Source organism: Pseudomonas sp. 3HC3 (assembly GCF_044904505.1).
In the GTDB taxonomy this organism is placed as follows: domain Bacteria; phylum Pseudomonadota; class Gammaproteobacteria; order Pseudomonadales; family Pseudomonadaceae; genus Aquipseudomonas; species Aquipseudomonas putida_Y.
In genome coordinates, this window is sequence record NZ_JADDRH010000010.1 from 40,815 (window position 1) to 58,350 (window position 17,536).

19 protein-coding genes and 1 tRNA gene are annotated in these 17,536 nt (G+C 60.8%); 13 read left to right on the forward strand and 7 right to left on the reverse strand.

Annotated elements, in window-relative coordinates; all coding sequences use genetic code 11:
• Positions 1-41: 41 nt before the first annotated feature.
• The 3 genes from INQ47_RS15390 to sohB form a co-directional block, all read right to left on the reverse strand.
• The gene (locus INQ47_RS15390; protein WP_176682367.1) at positions 42-239 is read right to left on the reverse strand and encodes a hypothetical protein; all 198 of its coding nucleotides are present in this window, start codon (positions 237-239) and stop codon (positions 42-44) included.
• 350 nt (positions 240-589) lie between these two features.
• A tRNA-Cys gene (locus INQ47_RS15395) sits at positions 590-663 on the reverse strand.
• 154 nt (positions 664-817) lie between these two features.
• Positions 818-1,843: a protease SohB gene (sohB, locus tag INQ47_RS15400; protein WP_404702040.1), complete on the reverse strand. Its 1,026-nt coding sequence runs from the start codon at positions 1,841-1,843 to the stop codon at positions 818-820.
• A 197-nt stretch (positions 1,844-2,040) separates the two neighbouring features.
• On the opposite strand from sohB, the gene INQ47_RS15405 reads away from it, so the two are divergent.
• From INQ47_RS15405 to INQ47_RS15420, 4 genes are all read left to right on the forward strand, one after another.
• Entirely contained in the window at positions 2,041-2,751 is a 711-nt protein-coding gene (locus INQ47_RS15405; RefSeq protein WP_404702041.1) for a histidine phosphatase family protein, read from the forward strand.
• Between the two features lie 56 nt (positions 2,752-2,807).
• Entirely contained in the window at positions 2,808-3,125 is a 318-nt protein-coding gene (locus INQ47_RS15410; protein ID WP_003251077.1) for an SCP2 sterol-binding domain-containing protein, read from the forward strand.
• Between the two features lie 183 nt (positions 3,126-3,308).
• The gene (locus INQ47_RS15415; RefSeq protein ID WP_404702042.1) at positions 3,309-4,376 is read left to right on the forward strand and encodes a phosphotransferase family protein; all 1,068 of its coding nucleotides are present in this window, start codon (positions 3,309-3,311) and stop codon (positions 4,374-4,376) included.
• 36 nt (positions 4,377-4,412) lie between these two features.
• Positions 4,413-5,180 carry an SDR family oxidoreductase gene (locus INQ47_RS15420; RefSeq protein WP_021782185.1) on the forward strand — a complete coding sequence of 256 codons (768 nt, stop codon included), beginning with the start codon at positions 4,413-4,415 and terminating at the stop codon, positions 5,178-5,180.
• Here the strand turns inward: INQ47_RS15420 and INQ47_RS15425 are convergent, their stop codons facing one another.
• Both INQ47_RS15425 and INQ47_RS15430 read right to left on the reverse strand, forming a co-directional pair.
• A complete protein-coding gene (locus tag INQ47_RS15425) occupies positions 5,181-6,002 on the reverse strand; it encodes a class I SAM-dependent methyltransferase (protein ID WP_404702043.1) in 822 nt (273 codons plus the stop codon).
• Between the two features lie 182 nt (positions 6,003-6,184).
• Positions 6,185-6,535, reverse strand: coding sequence for a hypothetical protein (locus INQ47_RS15430; protein WP_021782183.1), 351 nt, complete (start codon positions 6,533-6,535; stop codon positions 6,185-6,187).
• 117 nt (positions 6,536-6,652) lie between these two features.
• Here INQ47_RS15430 and INQ47_RS15435 point away from each other — a divergent pair, with 117 nt between their 5' ends.
• From INQ47_RS15435 to INQ47_RS15455, 5 genes are all read left to right on the forward strand, one after another.
• The gene (locus INQ47_RS15435; protein ID WP_252458731.1) at positions 6,653-6,943 is read left to right on the forward strand and encodes an RcnB family protein; all 291 of its coding nucleotides are present in this window, start codon (positions 6,653-6,655) and stop codon (positions 6,941-6,943) included.
• 241 nt (positions 6,944-7,184) lie between these two features.
• Positions 7,185-7,370, forward strand: a complete 186-nt coding sequence (locus INQ47_RS15440; RefSeq protein WP_004577263.1) for a hypothetical protein — start codon at positions 7,185-7,187, stop codon at positions 7,368-7,370.
• A 73-nt stretch (positions 7,371-7,443) separates the two neighbouring features.
• Positions 7,444-7,836 carry a glycine zipper domain-containing protein gene (locus INQ47_RS15445; protein ID WP_103462316.1) on the forward strand — a complete coding sequence of 131 codons (393 nt, stop codon included), beginning with the start codon at positions 7,444-7,446 and terminating at the stop codon, positions 7,834-7,836.
• A gap of 126 nt (positions 7,837-7,962) precedes the next feature.
• Positions 7,963-9,792 (forward strand): SLC13 family permease, encoded by a 1,830-nt coding sequence (locus tag INQ47_RS15450; protein WP_404702044.1) that lies wholly within the window; start codon positions 7,963-7,965, stop codon positions 9,790-9,792.
• 137 nt (positions 9,793-9,929) lie between these two features.
• Positions 9,930-11,354, forward strand: coding sequence for a diguanylate cyclase (locus tag INQ47_RS15455; RefSeq protein ID WP_404702045.1), 1,425 nt, complete (start codon positions 9,930-9,932; stop codon positions 11,352-11,354).
• Position 11,355: 1 nt separating this feature from the next.
• Here INQ47_RS15455 and INQ47_RS15460 read toward each other — a convergent pair whose 3' ends face one another.
• Positions 11,356-12,117: a sulfite exporter TauE/SafE family protein gene (locus INQ47_RS15460; RefSeq protein ID WP_404702046.1), complete on the reverse strand. Its 762-nt coding sequence runs from the start codon at positions 12,115-12,117 to the stop codon at positions 11,356-11,358.
• Between the two features lie 98 nt (positions 12,118-12,215).
• Between INQ47_RS15460 and INQ47_RS15465 the strand changes: the two genes are divergently transcribed.
• From INQ47_RS15465 to INQ47_RS15480, 4 genes are all read left to right on the forward strand, one after another.
• Entirely contained in the window at positions 12,216-13,121 is a 906-nt protein-coding gene (locus INQ47_RS15465) for a LysR substrate-binding domain-containing protein (protein ID WP_367250774.1), read from the forward strand.
• A gap of 850 nt (positions 13,122-13,971) precedes the next feature.
• Positions 13,972-14,157 carry a hypothetical protein gene (locus tag INQ47_RS15470; protein WP_103469814.1) on the forward strand — a complete coding sequence of 62 codons (186 nt, stop codon included), beginning with the start codon at positions 13,972-13,974 and terminating at the stop codon, positions 14,155-14,157.
• A gap of 480 nt (positions 14,158-14,637) precedes the next feature.
• Positions 14,638-15,333 (forward strand): 3-oxoacid CoA-transferase subunit A, encoded by a 696-nt coding sequence (locus INQ47_RS15475; RefSeq protein ID WP_103469815.1) that lies wholly within the window; start codon positions 14,638-14,640, stop codon positions 15,331-15,333.
• An 8-nt stretch (positions 15,334-15,341) separates the two neighbouring features.
• On the forward strand, positions 15,342-15,983 hold the full coding sequence (locus INQ47_RS15480; RefSeq protein ID WP_252458713.1) for a 3-oxoacid CoA-transferase subunit B: 642 nt from the start codon (positions 15,342-15,344) through the stop codon (positions 15,981-15,983).
• Between the two features lie 195 nt (positions 15,984-16,178).
• Here the strand turns inward: INQ47_RS15480 and INQ47_RS15485 are convergent, their stop codons facing one another.
• On the reverse strand, positions 16,179-17,381 hold the full coding sequence (locus INQ47_RS15485) for an MFS transporter (RefSeq protein ID WP_404702047.1): 1,203 nt from the start codon (positions 17,379-17,381) through the stop codon (positions 16,179-16,181).
• Positions 17,382-17,536: the final 155 nt, after the last annotated feature.

Genomic DNA, 17,536 nt, shown 5'->3' on the forward strand with positions numbered 1-17,536 from the left:
CGGAATCGGACAATCGGCTATTCAGCAGCCCCGCCAGAGACTCAGCGCTTGTCGTGAAGCTCCGGCGGCCATGCGCTCAAGAACCACATGATCCCTGGCGTCAATACATAGATCCAGTGCTGGCCAGGGTAGATGAAGATGCCGACAGCCCAGATGGCGAGTAAGATTCCGCCCGCTCGCCTACGCCGCCTCGGCGTGAACCATTCCTGAAACGCCTTGTGCCCCTCCCGCAGTTTCATTACCACCCTCCCTGTTTGGTAAGCGACGAAGCATATCACCGCTAATTCAACGATAACGCGTCCCCGGCAAAGGCGGCGCCTGCACGCAAGAACCACGAAGTGACCGAACAACAACACGACGAGCGCAAGCCGGACCGGGTCATCCGCCAACATCTACGGGTTCAAGCAGCTGCGCTCAGTGTTTGACTAGACATAATGGCCCCCAGCACGCCGGCCCTGATCACGCAGTACTGCGACTCAAGGTTGGCTAAGAGGTTTCGGAACTCCATGCCAAAAGTTACCGAGCTCTTGGTTTTTTCGACCCATAAAGAAAAACCCCGCAGACGTTAATCTGCGGGGCTTTCGAATGGTGGAGGCCGAGGTCGGAATCGAACCGGCGTAGACGGATTTGCAATCCGGAGCATAACCACTTTGCTACTCGGCCTCAAAGGTCGGATCTAGCTGCTTGCGCTTTGCTATCTCCTTGAAACGCTGAACCTTTTTCAAAGTTTGCTGCGTTTCGATGGGCGCCATTATGTCTTCATTCTTTTAACCTTGCAACCCCCTGAACGAAAAAAAATTTCAACGGGTTCAAGGTGTTAGCGCAGGCGGCTGAGTTTACTCCACAAGCCCACCACCGTGTTCTCCACGGTACCGCTGGCGGCCATGCCAATACGCTCCTGCAGGCTCTTGCGTTCGGCATAGTGCAGGTGGAACAGGTTGGCGTTGCGTGCGCGGTCGCTCAGGTACTCGTCACTGGTCTGCAACTCGTCAACCAGCTTGCGATTCAAGGCGGCCACGCCCAGCCAGACTTCGCCAGTGGCCACTTCGTCGATGTGCAACTGCGGCCGATAGCGGGAGACGAAATCCTTGAACAACTGGTGAGTGATGTCCAGGTCCTCCTGGAACTTCTCCCGGCCCTTCTCGGTGTTTTCGCCAAAGACGGTCAGGGTGCGCTTGTATTCACCAGCAGTCAGCACTTCGAAGTCGATGTCGTGCTTTTTCAGCAGGCGGTTGACGTTGGGCAACTGCGCCACCACGCCAATAGACCCCAGTACGGCGAATGGGGCACTGACGATCTTCTCGCCGATGCAGGCCATCATGTAGCCACCGCTGGCAGCCACCTTGTCGATGCACACGGTCAACGGGATGCCCGCCTGACGAATACGCGCCAGTTGCGATGCAGCCAAGCCGTAACTGTGCACCAGGCCACCGCCGCTTTCCAGGCGCAGTACCACTTCGTCACGCGCGGTGGCGAGCGTCAGCAGTGCGGTGATTTCGTTGCGCAGGCTTTCGGTGGCCGAGGCTTTGATGTCGCCATCGAAATCCAGCACGAATACCCGGCTCTTGTCCTCGGACTCGGCCTTGCCCTTCTTCTGCTGCTTTTCTGCCTTCGCCTGCCGCTTGCGCAGTGCTTTGAGCTGGGCCTTGTCGAGCAGGCCAGACTCCAGGCGCTCACGCAGGTCCTTGTAAAAATCGTTCAGGCGGGTGACCTGTAATTGCCCGCCCGATTTGCGCCGACCTTTGCCACGCAGCCCGGCGATGGCAGACAGCACCACCAGGATGGCGATGACCAGGGTGGCGGTTTTGGCGAGAAAGCTTGCGTATTCGGCAAGAAACTCCACGTTGACTCCTTAAATGCCTGCGCCACTACGGCGCGTCACTGTTGCAAGCATACCGTTGCGCCTGTAGAGCTGCCAGCCGGTGTAAACGCTGGCAACATCTTTCAAACAACCTTTTCAAACGCTTGTATGTTTTTTCGTTGACAGCCCGTGTGCCGCATCCTAACCTCGCAGCAACCTCCAACAGGCCGGAACCTTCCGTGGGCAATCTCTACCTGATTCGACATGGCCAAGCCTCCTTCGGTGCCGATGACTACGACGTCCTCTCGCCCGTGGGCGTGCGCCAGAGCCAGGCCTTGGGTGAACACCTGGCCCAGTTGGGCGTGCGGCTGGACCGCTGCGTGGCTGGCGACCTGCGCCGCCAGCAGGATACCGCACGGCTGGCGCTGCAGACGCTGCACGCCAACGGCTGCCCGGTGCCGGCGGTTGAGACCGACGCCGCATTCAATGAGTTCGATGCCGACGGTGTGATCCGCGCCCTGTTGCCCGACCTGCTGCCGGAAGAGCCCGATGCCCTGCATGTGCTGCGCAATGCTGCGCAGCATCGCAGTGAGTTTCAGCGTCTGTTCGCGTTGATGGTGCAGCGCTGGCACGATGGCGAGCATGCCGATAATGGCCTGGAAACCTGGCATTCGTTTACGTCACGCGTACAAGGGGGCCTGCAACGCGTGCTGGACAGCGCCGGCAGCGGCGATCATGTTGCTATCTTCACCTCGGGTGGCACCATTGCCGCCCTGCTCCACCTGGTTACCGGTATTACCCCCAGCCAGGCGTTCGCGCTGAACTGGCAGATCATCAACACGTCGCTCAGCCAGCTGAAGTTTCGCGGCCGCGACGTGGCACTAGCCTCCTTCAACAGCCAGGCCCATGTGCAGCTGTTGAGGGCGCCGGAGCTTGTCACCTACCGATAAGCCCGGCTTGTTGTGTCCCTGCGGGGACGTGTAAATCACTCTATAAGGAATGCGCCATGACCTCCGTAGCTGATGCCGTCAAAAAGATGCAAGAGAAATTCAACCCATCCGCTGCCGCCGGCCTGGACCTGGTGTTCGGCTTCAACATCACCGACGAAGACAAGCACTACGCGCTGATCGTCAAGGACGGCACCTGCGACCTGCAGGAAGGCGAAAACCCGGATGCCAACTGCACCCTGGTGATGGACGCCGAAACCCTGAAGGGTATCGTAAGCGGCGAAACCGACGGCATGCAGGCCTTCATGGGTGGCAAGCTGCGGGTTGAAGGCGACATGATGCTGTCGATGAAACTCAGCGAGCTGTTCCCGTCCTGAGGGCTGGGAATACCGGATGATCGAAAAACCGAAGCCTGACTGCTTCGGTTTTTTTTGCCCTGCATTCGGTGCAGTGATCCACCAGCAACACCCTCACCTATTTGGCACATGGCACGATTGTTCCAACCTCGGCGGACCATTAGATTACCCAATAGTACTTGCTATCGAGAATAAGGAAGACGCATGACGCTCACCGACCAGTCCACCCAGGTACGCCCCGGCGAAGAACTCGACGCGGCCGTCATCGACCCTTACTTCAAAGCCAATATCCCCGGCCTGCACGGCCTGCCGAGCATCAGCCAGTTCCCTGGCGGCGCTTCCAACCTCACTTATCTGGTCAGCTACCCGGACCGCGACTTCGTGCTGCGCCGCCCCCCCTTCGGTCAAAAGGCCAAGTCGGCCCACGACATGGGGCGCGAGTTCCGCATCCTCAACCAGCTCAACAGCGGCTTCCCCTATTGCCCCAAGGCCTACGCTCACTGCACTGACACCCGCCTGATCGGCGGCGAATTCTATGTGATGGAAAGGGTCAAGGGCATCATCCTGCGCTCGGACATCCCGGCCGAACTGAACCTGGACGCCAGCCGGACCGAAGCCCTGTGCAAAAGCTTCATCGACCGCCTGGTCGAGTTGCACCAAGTGGACTACACCGCCTGCGGCCTGGCCGACCTGGGCAAGCCGGAGGGCTACGTGCAGCGCCAGATCGAGGGCTGGACCAGCCGTTATGAAAAAGCCCTGACACCGGATGCACCACGCTGGGAAAAAGTAACCGCCTGGCTGCACGACAAAATGCCCGCCGACCACCCGCGCCCAGGCATCGTGCACAACGACTACCGTTTCGACAACGTGATCCTGGATGCTGACAACCCCATGCGCATCATCGGTGTGCTGGACTGGGAGATGGCCACCCTGGGCGACCCACTCATGGACCTGGGCAACTGCCTGGCCTACTGGATCGAAGCCGGCGACCCAGCGCCAGTGCAACTGATGCGCCGCCAGCCAAGCAACGCGCCGGGCATGCTCAGCCGCCGCCAGTTCGTCGATTACTACGCCGAGCGCGCCGGCATCCGTCTGGACAACTTCGATTACTACTATTGCTATGGCCTGTTCCGCCTGGCAGGGATCGTTCAGCAAATCTACTACCGCTACTACCACGGCCAGACCCAGGACAAGCGTTTCGCCCAGTTCATTCACATGAACCGTTTGCTGGAACAAATGACCTTGCAGGTCATCGCCAAGTCCAGCTTCTGAGCACTGCCCACGACGACGGATAACAAGGAAAACAGCATGTCCAAGACCCACCTGTTCGACCTCGACGGCAAGATTGCCTTTGTTTCCGGCGCCAGCCGAGGCATCGGCGAGGCCATCGCCCACTTGCTCGCGCAGCAAGGGGCCCATGTGATTGTTTCCAGCCGCAAGCTTGAAGGGTGCCAGCAGGTGGCCGACGCCATCATTGCCGCCGGCGGCAAGGCCACGGCTGTGGCCTGCCACATTGGTGAGCTGGAACAGATTCAGCAGGTGTTCGCCGGCATTCGCGAACAGTTCGGGCGACTGGATGTGCTGGTCAACAACGCAGCCACCAACCCGCAATTCTGTAATGTGCTGGACACTGACCCAGGGGCGTTCCAGAAGACCGTGGACGTGAACATCCGTGGTTACTTCTTCATGTCGGTGGAGGCTGGCAAGCTGATGCGCGAGAACGGCGGCGGCAGCATCATCAACGTGGCGTCGATCAACGGAGTTTCGCCCGGGCTGTTCCAAGGCATCTATTCGGTGACCAAGGCGGCGGTCATCAACATGACCAAGGTGTTCGCCAAGGAGTGTGCGCCGTTCGGTATTCGCTGCAACGCGCTACTGCCGGGGCTGACCGACACCAAGTTCGCTTCGGCACTGGTGAAGAACGAAGCCATCCTCAATGCCGCCTTGCAGCAGATCCCGCTCAAGCGCGTGGCCGACCCCAAGGAAATGGCGGGCGCGGTGCTGTACCTGGCCAGCGATGCCTCCAGTTACACCACCGGCACCACGCTCAATGTCGACGGTGGCTTCCTGTCCTGATCAGGCTTTGACGGCGACCAAGGTGTAACTCAGGGGCAGGCGCGCCGGTTGCTCGCGCAGGCGATATTCACCGTCTTCGCCCTTGACCATCTGCCCCGGCAGCGCCTCCCAAGGGATGCTCTGGTGCTCGACCAGCGCTGTCAGCTGCAGCCCGTGGGCCAGCAAGGCAGTGATCACTTCGCCCAGGCCGTGGTTCCATTCGTGGGTTTCGGTGTGGGCCAGGCGCTGCTCGGTTTCGACGTAGGTCTGGTCGGTGTGCCACACCGTCGGCGTTTCGTGCTCGAAGTACGGATATTCGAGCTGCAGGCGGTCTTGATGATCTTCGTTGACAGCCATCAGCATCGGATGCCCGTCGCGCAGGAACAGCCGCCCGCCCGGTTTCAGCAGTGCTGCGACGGTGCGTGCCCATGGCTCGATGCGAGGCAGCCAGCAGAGCGCGCCAATACCGGTGTAGACCAGGTCGAAAGTACCCGCCGGCAGCACCTTGTCTGCGGCATAGACGTCAGACTCGACATACTGGATGGGCAGCGCGCAACGCTCGGCCAATGCCCGTGCCTCGGCCAGCGAAGCCTTGGAATAGTCCAGGCCGCAAACCTTGGCGCCAAGGCGCGCCAGCGAGAGGGTGTCGGTGCCGATGTGGCACTGCAAATGGACCGTCTCAAGCCCGTCGATTTCGCCAAGCAGTGGCAGGTCGAAGCGTACGGTTTCGGACAAATGCCCGTGTTGCTGGACCAGGCGTTCGACTTCGTAGTCCTTCGAAGCAGCGTGCAACGGGGCACGTTCATCCCAGCTGATGCGGTTGAGTTGCAGTGAGCGGTCCATGGAGTCGTCCTTGTGTGGAAGCGCGTTATGCTAGCCGTCACCGCGCCCCCTGCAACACAACTGTCTTGATAAAAAGTGTAAAGCCCGCGCGCCCTCTGCTGTGGCAACAACTGCCTTGCTCATTACCCTGAATAGGCGGGCCCTTGCAGGAGTGGTGATAAAGCCAGCACAGGCGCCAGCCGTTACAGGCAGGTTGCAGCAGCCGCCCGGCGTTGCAGGGCCACGCCGTCGTTCTGCTTCGCGTAGTAATCCACACGCGTCCCGCCCGACTGCGGGTAAACGTCCACGAACGCTTCGGCCTCACGGGTATACACGGTGAACCCGCCCTGCTTGCGCTGTTCCAGGTAGCCGCTGGCGTCATCACCGAACACCTTCTCTTCCTGCCAACTGAACTGGATGCACTGGGCAACCAGCGCTGGTGCCTTGTGCGAGTCGAGCTGCGCAGTCGGCTTGCCGCCACGCGCGGTTTCCATGGTCGCAGAAGCGCAACCGGCCAGCATCAGCACCGCAGCCAACGGCAGAATCGCACGCATGTTCCATCCTCGGGGTCGCGAAAAAGAAGGCGACTCTAGCACTGGCAGGCATCCCGAGTGAATTGCCACGCACTTGCCGCTGTCGCAGATAAGACATGCCGTCAAAAGGAGCGCATCATGAAACTGCACTATCTGCTATTCGCCGTCCTGCCTTGCCTGCCTCTGAGCGTCAGCGCCGCCCCCTCCAGCGAAGAAAGCATCACCGCCCCCGAAACCCACAACCGCGAACTGAACGTCGGCGACAAGGCCCCGGACCAGTACAAACGCGATGACCAGGCCATCAAGGACTGGAAAGCCAAAGGCCTGCCCGAGCCGGAAAAGGAAAGCCACTGGGTGCGCATGGACAAGCACTACGTGCTGGTACAGATCACCAATGGCGTGGTGCTGGCGATTCAACCGGCATCCTGACTCAACACGCCTTGGTCAAGGCAAGCCATTGCAGAGCAACTTGCCGCCGGCCAGGTACGCTTGGAAAGCGTTGATACGCCAGGACTGATCGATGCCGGTCAGCGCCATAGCCCGTTTTTCAGGCGGACGCCTTGGCGCTGATCGCGTGAAGCACATTTTTTTGCCCGCCCGGGAAACCAAATCGATCGGCCCCAGTCTTAAAAGGTGCCCTGTAAACCTATGCGGATCAAGGACCTATATCGTGCTCACGCGTCTTGCAAGCCTTTCCCTGGTTGCTGTTGTCCTGCTGACCGCAGGCTGCCATAGCCATCGTTACCATGATGACGACGGCTGGCGTGACCGCGACCGTGACCATCGCCACCACCATCGCCATGACCGCGACGACGATGACGATCGGCAATACCGCGGTGACCGCTACTACCGCTGAAGCGTCCTTTCAGCCCTGACCTGCCGCCCGTTGCGCGGCGACTTATCCTGATGATTCCTTTGAGGTTCGTATCATGCGTCTGACTCTGCCTTCCCTTGCCCTCGGCCTGCTGCTGTGCCAGGGCGCTTTCGCCGGTGACGGTACTGCCGCCATTGGCGGCGGCCTGGGGGGTGTCCTGGGCAACGTTGTTGGTCAACAGCTCGGCGGCAAGACCGGCGCAGCCATCGGTGCCGGCGTTGGCGGCGCAGCCGGTAGCGCGGTCGGTGCGCGCAAGGGCAACCGTACCGAAGCCGCCATCGGCGGTGGCCTGGGCTCGGCCGGCGGCTCGCTGCTGGGCGGCGCAGTAGGCGGCAGGACCGGTTCGACCGTGGGTGCCGGCCTGGGCGGCGCGGCCGGTGGTGCCCTCGGCAACCATCTGGGCGACGACAACCGCGGCAGCAAGAAGCACCGCCGCCACCGTCACTGACCCCGTGACCAGAGGGCCGCATAGCGGCCCTTTTTGTTGCAGCACATCAACACCCCCTTCACTACAAGCCGGCACACTGACTGCTACTGTCTATCGTGTCCCCGTGTGAAGGAACACCCCCTCCCCATGAACCATGAGTTGCTCTGGGTCCTCGGCCTGCTGGCCATCGTGATTACCCTGTTCGTCATCAACCGCCCACGCATGGACGTGGTCGCGCTGCTGGTGATTCTCGCCCTGCCACTGCTCGGCATCCTTACCGTGGAACAGGCCCTGGCCGGGTTCAGCGACCCCAACGTGGTGCTGATCGCCGCCCTGTTCGTGATTGGCGAAGGCTTGGTGCGCACCGGCATTGCCTATCGCATCGGCGAATGGATGAGCGAGCGGGCCGGCAATAGCGAGGCACGCCTGCTGGTACTGCTGATGGTGGCGGTGGCCGGGTTGGGATCAATCATGAGCTCCACCGGTGTGGTGGCCATTTTCATCCCGGTGGTGCTGAGCATCGCTGCGCGCCTGCAGCTCTCACCCAGCCGCCTGATGATGCCACTGGCTTTTGCCGGCCTCATCAGTGGCATGCTCAGCCTGGTCGCCACACCGCCCAACGTGGTGGTGCACAGCGAGCTGGTCCGCCATGGCGAAGCGGGGTTCAGTTTTTTCAGCTTTACCCCGTTCGGCCTGGTGGTGCTGGTGCTGGGCATTGGCTACATGCTGCTGACCCGGCACTGGCTCAACGGTGAAGTGCGCAAGGATGGCCGGGTGGAAAGCCGCCGCACCTTGCTGGACCTGGTACTGGACTACAAGCTCAGCGGCCGTGAACGACGCCTGCGCATTCGCCCTCACTCGCCGCTGATCGGCCACAACCTCGGCGAACTGGAACTGCGCACCAGACACGGCGCCAACGTGATCGGCATCGAGCGCCAGCACAAGTTCACCACCCGCGTGATCGCTGCCGACTCGGGCACGGTGTTGCATCAGGGCGACGTGCTGCTGCTCGACCTGTTCGCCAAACATGACGACCTGCGCAGCCTGTGCCAAACCATGCAACTGGAGCCGTTGCACTTCAAGGCCGCCTACTTCATCGACCAGTCCCAGGATTTGGGAATGGCGGAGGTCTCGCTGCCGCCCGGCTCGCAGTTGATCGGCAAGAGCATCCTCGAACTGGCGTTTCGCACCCGCTATGGCCTCAACGTGGTCGGCCTGCGCCGCGATCAGGCCGCTATAGAAGAGCAACTGCTGGAAGAAAAGCTGCGCCTGGGCGACACCCTGCTGGTGGTCGGCCCGTGGAAGGCGGTACGCCAGTTGCAAAGCAAGCCCAAAGACTTCCTGGTATTGAGCCTGCCCGCCGAGATCGACCTGGTCGCACCAGCCCGCACCCGCGCGCCGCAAGCAGTACTCAGCCTGGCAGTGATGGTCGGGCTAATGGTCAGCGGCGCCGTACCCAATGTCATTGCTGCGCTGATCGGCTGCCTGCTGATGGGCGCAGGCCGCTGCATCGACATGAACAGTGCCTACCGCGCCATCCACTGGCAAAGCTTGGTGCTGATCGTCGGCATGCTGCCGTTCGCCCAGGCGCTGCAGAAAACCGGCGGCATTGACCTGGCGGTGGGTGGGCTGGTGAACGTGCTGGGTGGTGCCGGCCCCAGCGCCATTCTTGCCTGCCTGTTCGCCGTTACCGCAGTGATCGGGCTGTTCATTTCCAACACCGCCACCGCAGTACTGATGGCACCGGTGGCTGTCAGCACTGCAGCGCAGCTGGGCATGTCGCCCTACCCGTTCGCCATGACCGTAGCGCTGGCCGCGTCGGCGGCATTCATGACGCCGGTGTCATCGCCGGTCAACACGCTGGTGCTTGGGCCCGGGCAATACCGCTTCGCTGACTTCGTCAAAATTGGTGTGCCGTTCACCGTGCTGGTGATGCTGGTTACCGTCGTGATGGTGCCGTGGTTCTTTGGACTGTGAGGAAAGCGGCCAGAAATAGAGGCAATTTGACATTATCACAACCAATCGCGGCAGATTGACATCAACCACCCTGACCCAACACACTGCGGGTAATTGCCCCAGGTGCTCCATCGCGTTGTCCTGGATTTCGTTTCCGCTTGCCGGTCGAGTTCATGGTTTTTCCAGCCCAATCGCGCGTGTTGCCTTATGTCGTTGTACTTGGCGTGACCTTCGCCCTTACCCTGGGCGGTATTTTGGCACGCCCGATCGAATCGCTGTCGCTGTTCTGGCCAGTGAATGCGGTGCTGGCCGGCGTACTCCTGCGCTACCCCCGTCAAGCCACGTTTACGGGCTTCAGCCTGGTGTGGCTGGCCATGGTTGGGGCCGACCTGCTGTGCGGCAGCGCTTGGGTGCCGGCGCTGTGGCTCAACCTGTGCAATCTTGCCGTGGTGGTCACCCTCTGGCTGCTGCTGTCGCGCTTGCCACGCATGCACCGGCGCATGCGCAGCCCGCACGGCGTACTCAGTGTGTTCGCCGCCTGCGCCGCCGCCGCCATGGTCGCGGCCAGCATGGCAGCGATAATGGCCGCACCGTGGTTCGAACAATCGTTGCGCACCACCTGGCTGGCCTGGTTCAGTGAACAGTTCTCGACTGGTGTGCTGGTGCTGCCGGTGCTGCTAACAGCGCCCTCGGTGCGGGCCTTGATGCGCGGCGGCGCGCAGCCCATCCGCCTGGCGCCATTGCTGGTGCTGCTGGCCTCGCTGGCATTCAGCATCGCCTTTGGTGGCCCTGGGGCCATTGCCTTCCCGATTGCCGCGTTGCTGTGGTGTGCCTGGACCTACTCACCGTTCCTGGTTTCATTGCTGACGCTCACGGCCGGCAGTACGCTCATCGTGGCGGTGGCGCAAAACCTCATGCACTTCAGCGTGCCGCAGAGCGAGCCTGGGGTTACCACGCTGATGTCGGCGCGCCTGGGCATCGCCATGCTGGTGCTCGGGCCGCTGGTGGTGGCCTGCGTCAGCCAGGCCAACCGTAGCCTCATGGCCCGCCTGGCGCACCAGGCCACCGTCGATCACCTCACCGGCGTGCTCACCCGCAGCGCCTTCACACGCCGCGCCAACGCGCTGCTGGAGAGCCGCCAGCAGCACGCCCAGGCGCTGCCGCTGACCCTGATGATGCTGGACATCGACCACTTCAAGTCGATCAACGATGCCCACGGCCATGCCGTCGGCGACCAGGTGCTGCGCCAATTCGCCAGCACCCTGCAGGACCAACTGCACAACGATGAATTGATCGCACGCCTGGGTGGCGAAGAATTCGTTGTCATCCTGCCCGGACTTGCGCCAGATCGGGCCAACTTCACCGCGGAACGCCTGCGCCGCGCCATACAGGACCTGCACGTGACACAGGCCGACCAGCGCCTGCAGATTACCGTGAGTATCGGTGTGGCAGGCTGCGACGCAGACATGCCGGCCCCCAGCCTCGACGAACTGCTGGCCAGTGCCGACCAGGCGCTGTACCGGGCCAAGGCCCGGGGCCGCAACCGCGTCGAACAGGCCGAAGCACAGCGCCTGGTGATCTGAACTAGCCGGTCAGCAGGTCCCACGACAGCTTGGCGATCAGCACACACAACAGCACCAGGAACAGCCCGCGGACAAACCCGGCCCCCTTGCGTACCGCCAGCCAGGTACCGGTCAGCGCACCGAGAATGTTACACACCGCCATGGGCAAGGCGATGGCGTACAGCACGTTGCCGGTCGGCACGAAGAACACCAGCGCCGCCAGGTTGGTGGCAATGTTCACCACCTTGGCCGAAGCCGAAGCGTGCAGAAAGTCCAGGGCAAAGAAGCGGATGAACAGGAAGATCAGAAAGCTACCGGTGCCGGGGCCGAACAGGCCATCGTAGAAGCCGATAGCGCCGCCGATCAGCACTGCCAGGCATTGCTCCTTGCGGCCGATCTGCGCAGGTTTGTGCAAGGTGCCGAAGTCCTTCTTGCAGAAGGTGTAAATAGCCATCAGCACGATCAGCACCAGCACTGCCGGGCGCATGACACTGGGAGGTACCAGCGACACCGTGGCGGCCCCCGCGAACGACATGACAAAGGCACTGAGTGCCGCCGGTACGATCAACCCCCAATCCAGCGTCACTTTACGGATGAACGAGCGGGCCGCGAAAGCCGTGCCGAACACGGACGCCAGCTTGTTGCTGCCGAGCAATGCCGCCGGTTGCGCGGTGGGCAACACGTTGAACAAGGCAGGGATCTGGATCAGCCCGCCGCCACCCACCGCGGCGTCGATCAACCCAGCGGCGAAGGCGAACACAGAAAGCACAGCAATATCCATCATGACGCGGTTCCAGGCAGTGAAGACGCCTGCAAGGCTAATCAAAGTGGCGCACTTGTGTTGAAATGCCATATTGCGATAACTGCAACAAGGAGCAGGCAATGGCATTGGACATGCTGCGGGAAATCCAGGCGTTCGTCAGCGTCGCACACAAGCGCAGCTTCGTTGCTGCCGCCCGCGCGCTGGGGCGTTCACCCAGTGCAGTTACACGCGCGGTACAAACCCTGGAAGACAATGCGGGAAGCAAATTGCTCAACCGCAACGCCAACGCCGTAACCCTGACCGAGGCCGGCGAGCGCTTGCTACCGCATGCAGAACGCTTGCTGGATGTGCAACGCGATGCTGCCGATGAACTGGCCGCGCTCAGTGGCAGCGCCCAAGGCTGGATTCGCTTTGCCGCGCCGCAACTGCTGGGAGAGCTTGTGCTACCACAGGTGCTTGCGGAGTTTTCCCGCTGCCACCCCCAAGTGACTCTGGACGTCCAGTACAGCGACGAAGCCCTCGATCCGCTGCAAGGTAGATTCGATTTCGTGGTGCGCGGTGCCTTCCCGCAATCGAGCGAGCTGATTGGCTACCCGCTTTGGCCCTACCAGCGCCACCTGTATGCAAGCCCGGCATATCTGGCCCTGGCTGGCACACCGCAACACCCGGAAGACCTGGATGGACACACCTTGATCCTGCATACCGCGCCACGCATTCTCAAGGCCTGGCACTTCTGCCACGATGGCCAGATCACCAGCCTGCGCCCCAGGCCCAGGCTTCGCCTGGGCTCAGGAGGCGCGGTATACCACAGCACACTGGCCGGCGCCGGCATCGCCCGCCTTGCCGCCTGGGTCGGCGAAACACAGGTCAAGGCCGGCCGCCTGGTGCGGGTGTGTCCACAGTACCGCCTGACATCCAGCAGCGGCCAGGACCCACAGATGCACGCGGTATACCCTGCCGGCGAGTTGCCGGCGCGGGTACGTGACTTGCTGGCAGCCCTGCGACGAGCTGGCTCGCCTAGCTGAAACAGGCCATGAAACGACTGTTCAATTTCTGCTCAATTTAACAGAGCCCGCCGCGGGTCTGGCTTGCAGCACTTTATCCACAGACCTACCCACGTTTTTTGTGGACAGAATTCCCAGCGTAAAGAACGACTTATCGCACAAGCAGAAATGCCGAATCGGCCAACTTGAGCCACTCGATCCGCTCCTGCCTTGAGAATGACGTGCACCTACCGCTGATTCAGCAGTGCAATGAAAATGGATTACCGGCCATTTGCCAATAGATTGGGCCCGTCGCTTGAAGTGGACGGGCCGCGCAGGGGAAAACGCAGTTGAACTCAGCTTGGCGGAATGGTGCCAAGAATACCAATCAGAATGGTCAGCAGCAGAAAACCACCCAGGAACAGCGCCAGCTTGCCCATTGGAACCTCTACAGTTGTGATGCGGGAATGGGCATATTGTCGAGCTTGGGCTGATACGGTTACAGATTCAGGTTTATGGAAAAAAAGCGGATCAGATGCGATGCGCGGATGCCGCCGGGCTGGATTCAGCCGCAGTGGTTGACGCTGACCACGTGTCGCTCGCGGGCCGGCAATTGATACACGAAGTTTCTAAACACGCCTCCAGGCTTGCGCAGTACCTGCGCCGGGTACGCTGCCCCTCGAAAGCTCTTGAACCCAGCCAATACGGTAGGCTGAGCTTGCCTGGGAGGACACGATCTGAAACACGGTTTGTAGGATTGTTTACCGCAATGTGTAGGAAATGGCGTGGCAATGAGTCTTGCCTGTATGAAACATCAGTTTCTCAGGCAAATTCGAGCTGCTACGGTCCATTTTTCCTACAACGGCACGGAAGCCTACAGCGTGAGAAAAGCATGGACTCGTTCAAAACCTCTGCACTAAAGCTGCAGAAGAATCTGCTAGACCTGCGCGTTGAGTGTGATCGTCTGAGAGGTGAAGGCAAGGACAAGGAGGCGGATCAACTCGCTGGGCCGATCGCGCGGCTTGAGGCGGCTATTCGGCAATTGCCGGATAGCCTGAAGCCCGACACCTTGCAGTGACCTGAGCACGCAACTGTCCTGCTCCACGGGCTGGCTTGCCCATCACCTTGCAGAAGCAGTCTTGCGCAGCGAAGAGGCCAGTAAGGCAATCGACTGTATTAGGCAGTTATCGCTTCTTCGCAGCGCAAGATAGCTTCTTGAACCGGGCTGGCGCCGGGTCATCTACCCCCGTCAGAACAACTTGATCGTGTAACCCATGATCAAGCGGTCCTCATCTATATCTGCCCGGCAGTTGGAACGCGCCATCTGCTCGGCCAGGTGCTCCCACCACTCGGGTGCACATAGCCTCCAGAACTGCTCGCAGATCGCACAACAGTTCGATAATCGCACAAATTCAGCCAAACCCTCTCTACTGTTGCCCTATCTTGCGGCACGCTATAGCGAAAGTCAGCAAGCCAAATCACGTGCTGACAGGCCCATCGCTTCACGCGCTCCGGCCAGCCCGACAACCACAACTCCAGGAACAACCAGGAGCTCGCCTTGATCAATAAAACGTACGAGTCCATCGCCAGCGCGGTGGAAGGGATTACCGACGGTTCGACCATCATGGTCGGTGGCTTCGGCACGGCTGGCATGCCGTCCGAGCTGATCGATGGCCTCATTGCCACCGGTGCCCGCGACCTGACCATCATCAGCAACAACGCCGGCAATGGCGAGATCGGCCTGGCCGCCCTGCTCATGGCAGGTAGCGTGCGCAAAGTGGTCTGCTCGTTCCCGCGCCAGTCCGACTCCTACGTGTTCGACGAGCTGTACCGCGCCGGCAAGATCGAGCTGGAAGTGGTCCCGCAGGGCAACCTGGCCGAGCGTATCCGCGCCGCAGGCTCCGGCATTGGTGCGTTCTTCTCACCGACCGGCTACGGCACCCTGCTGGCCGAGGGCAAGGAAACCCGTGAGATCGACGGCCGCATGTACGTGCTGGAAATGCCGCTGCACGCCGACTTCGCACTGATCAAGGCGCACAAGGGTGACCGTTGGGGCAACCTGACCTACCGCAAGGCCGCCCGCAACTTCGGCCCGATCATGGCCATGGCCGCCAAGACCGCCATTGCCCAGGTCGACCAAGTCGTCGAACTTGGTGAACTGGACCCGGAACACATCATCACCCCGGGTATCTTCGTCCAGCGTGTGGTCGCCGTCACCGGTGCTGCCGTTTCTTCGATTGCCAAAGCTGTCTGAGGCCTGCCATGACCATCACCAAAAAGCTCTCCCGCACCGAGATGGCCCAACGCGTGGCCGCAGACATCCAGGAAGGCGCTTATGTAAACCTGGGCATCGGCGCACCGACCCTGGTGGCCAACTACCTGGGCGACAAGGAAGTGTTCCTGCACAGCGAGAACGGCCTGCTGGGCATGGGCCCAAGCCCTGCGCCGGGCGAGGAAGACGATGACCTGATCAACGCTGGCAAGCAGCACGTCACCCTGCTGACCGGTGGGGCCTTCTTCCACCATGCCGACTCGTTCTCGATGATGCGTGGCGGCCACCTGGACATCGCTGTACTGGGCGCCTTCCAGGTGTCGGTCAAGGGCGACCTGGCCAACTGGCACACCGGCGCCGAAGGTTCGATCCCGGCCGTAGGCGGCGCAATGGACCTGGCCACCGGCGCCCGCCAGGTGTTCGTGATGATGGACCACCTGACCAAGACCGGCGAAAGCAAGCTGGTGCCCGAGTGCACCTACCCGCTGACCGGTATCGCTTGCGTCAGCCGCATCTACACCGACCTGGCCGTACTGGAAGTGACACCTGAAGGGCTGAAAGTGATCGAGATCTGCGCGGACATCGATTTTGACGAGCTACAGAAACTCAGTGGCGTGCCGCTGATCAAGTGATCCGGGCAGCCTGCTGGCGCTGCATGTCCAGCGTGGCAATATAAATACGCAGCCTGCACTGGCTTTTGTGGGGCGGCCTTGCACGGCGCTTGGGCCGCTCCCACAGAGCCCTTGCCAGGCTCAAGGCCTGCGACTTCTGCAGGCCATCCCAAGGCAAGTCAGCCCCTGAGAATAAAACGCTCAAGACTCAGCGAGTCAGGCGGCGCTGGTGCTCAACTGAGAAATTGGCTTCTCTCTTACAGCCCAGTTAACTGCTGCAGCAATAAAGCTCAGGACAACCGCGGCCTTCCAAACCAAGTCATAGCTTCCAGTGAAATCGTAAGCCGCCCCCCCCACCCAGCCGCCCAGGAATGCGCCAACCTGATGGAAGAGGTAAACGAGCCCACCAAGCATCGAAAGATTGCGGACACCAAATACCGAGGCTACCACGCCGTTGGTCAAAGGAACGGTTGAAAGCCAAAGGAAGCCCATTGCAATGCCAAACAAGTAAGCCGTTACGTTGCTCACTGGCAAAGAGACAAAGGCGACAATGACTGCTGCGCGCATCAGGTAGAGAGCCGTCAGCAGCTTCGGCTTGGACAAGCGCCCACCGAGCCAGCCGGCTGTGTAAGTCCCAAATATGTTGAATAGCCCAATAAGTGCGAGAACAGTGGTTCCCGTTTGTGCGGTAAGCCCCTTGTCCATCAGGTAAGCAGGTAAATGGACGCCAATGAAAACGACCTGGAATCCACAAACGAAGAAGCCAAACGTCAGGAGCCAAAAGTCAGGATGGGTACTTGCCGCTCTCAACGCTTGCGCCATGGTCTGATCACTGGCCTGCCGCTCGGTTGGCGCATCTTTCAACATGGCGACCAGTGGGATGATGAGAGAGGCGAAAAGCGCCAGAACCAAAAGCGCCTTCTCCCAGCCGAGCCCTTGAATGAGGCTCAGAGAGCCTGGAAGCATCGCGAACTGGCCAAAGGATCCTGCTGCGCTCGCAAGCCCCATCCCCGCACTACGTTTTTCAGCGGGTAGTGCCCGTGCCACTACGCCCAGGATCACGGAGAAAGAGGTGCCGGAAAGACCAATGCCAATGAGTACGCCCGCACTCATCATCAATGTCGATGGTGAGTCGGAGAAACTCATGCAGACCAAACCGGTGAAGTAGAACACACCGCCTACGCCGACGACTTTACTCGCACCATATCGGTCGGCCAGAGCCCCTGCGAAAGGCTGCGCAAGCCCCCACACCAGATTCTGAATTGCAATTGCAAACGAGAAGACCTCCCGCCCCCACCCGAACTGAATGCTCATAGGCGACAGAAAAAGTCCGAAACCGTGCCGTATTCCTAGCGACAATGACAATATCACTGCGCTGCCCAACAAAACCCATCTGCTATCTCGCCAGATATGCGGCATATAAACATTTTCCCATTGAGTTTAATCTACCTGGAAACATTGCTGCACCCAAGCCACTTCTAACCGCCAACTCATCAAAAACGATGACAAACTCGCTATCAAAAACGCAAAGTAACGGTTCAAGGGAACATAGCGCACAACGCAAACAGGACAGT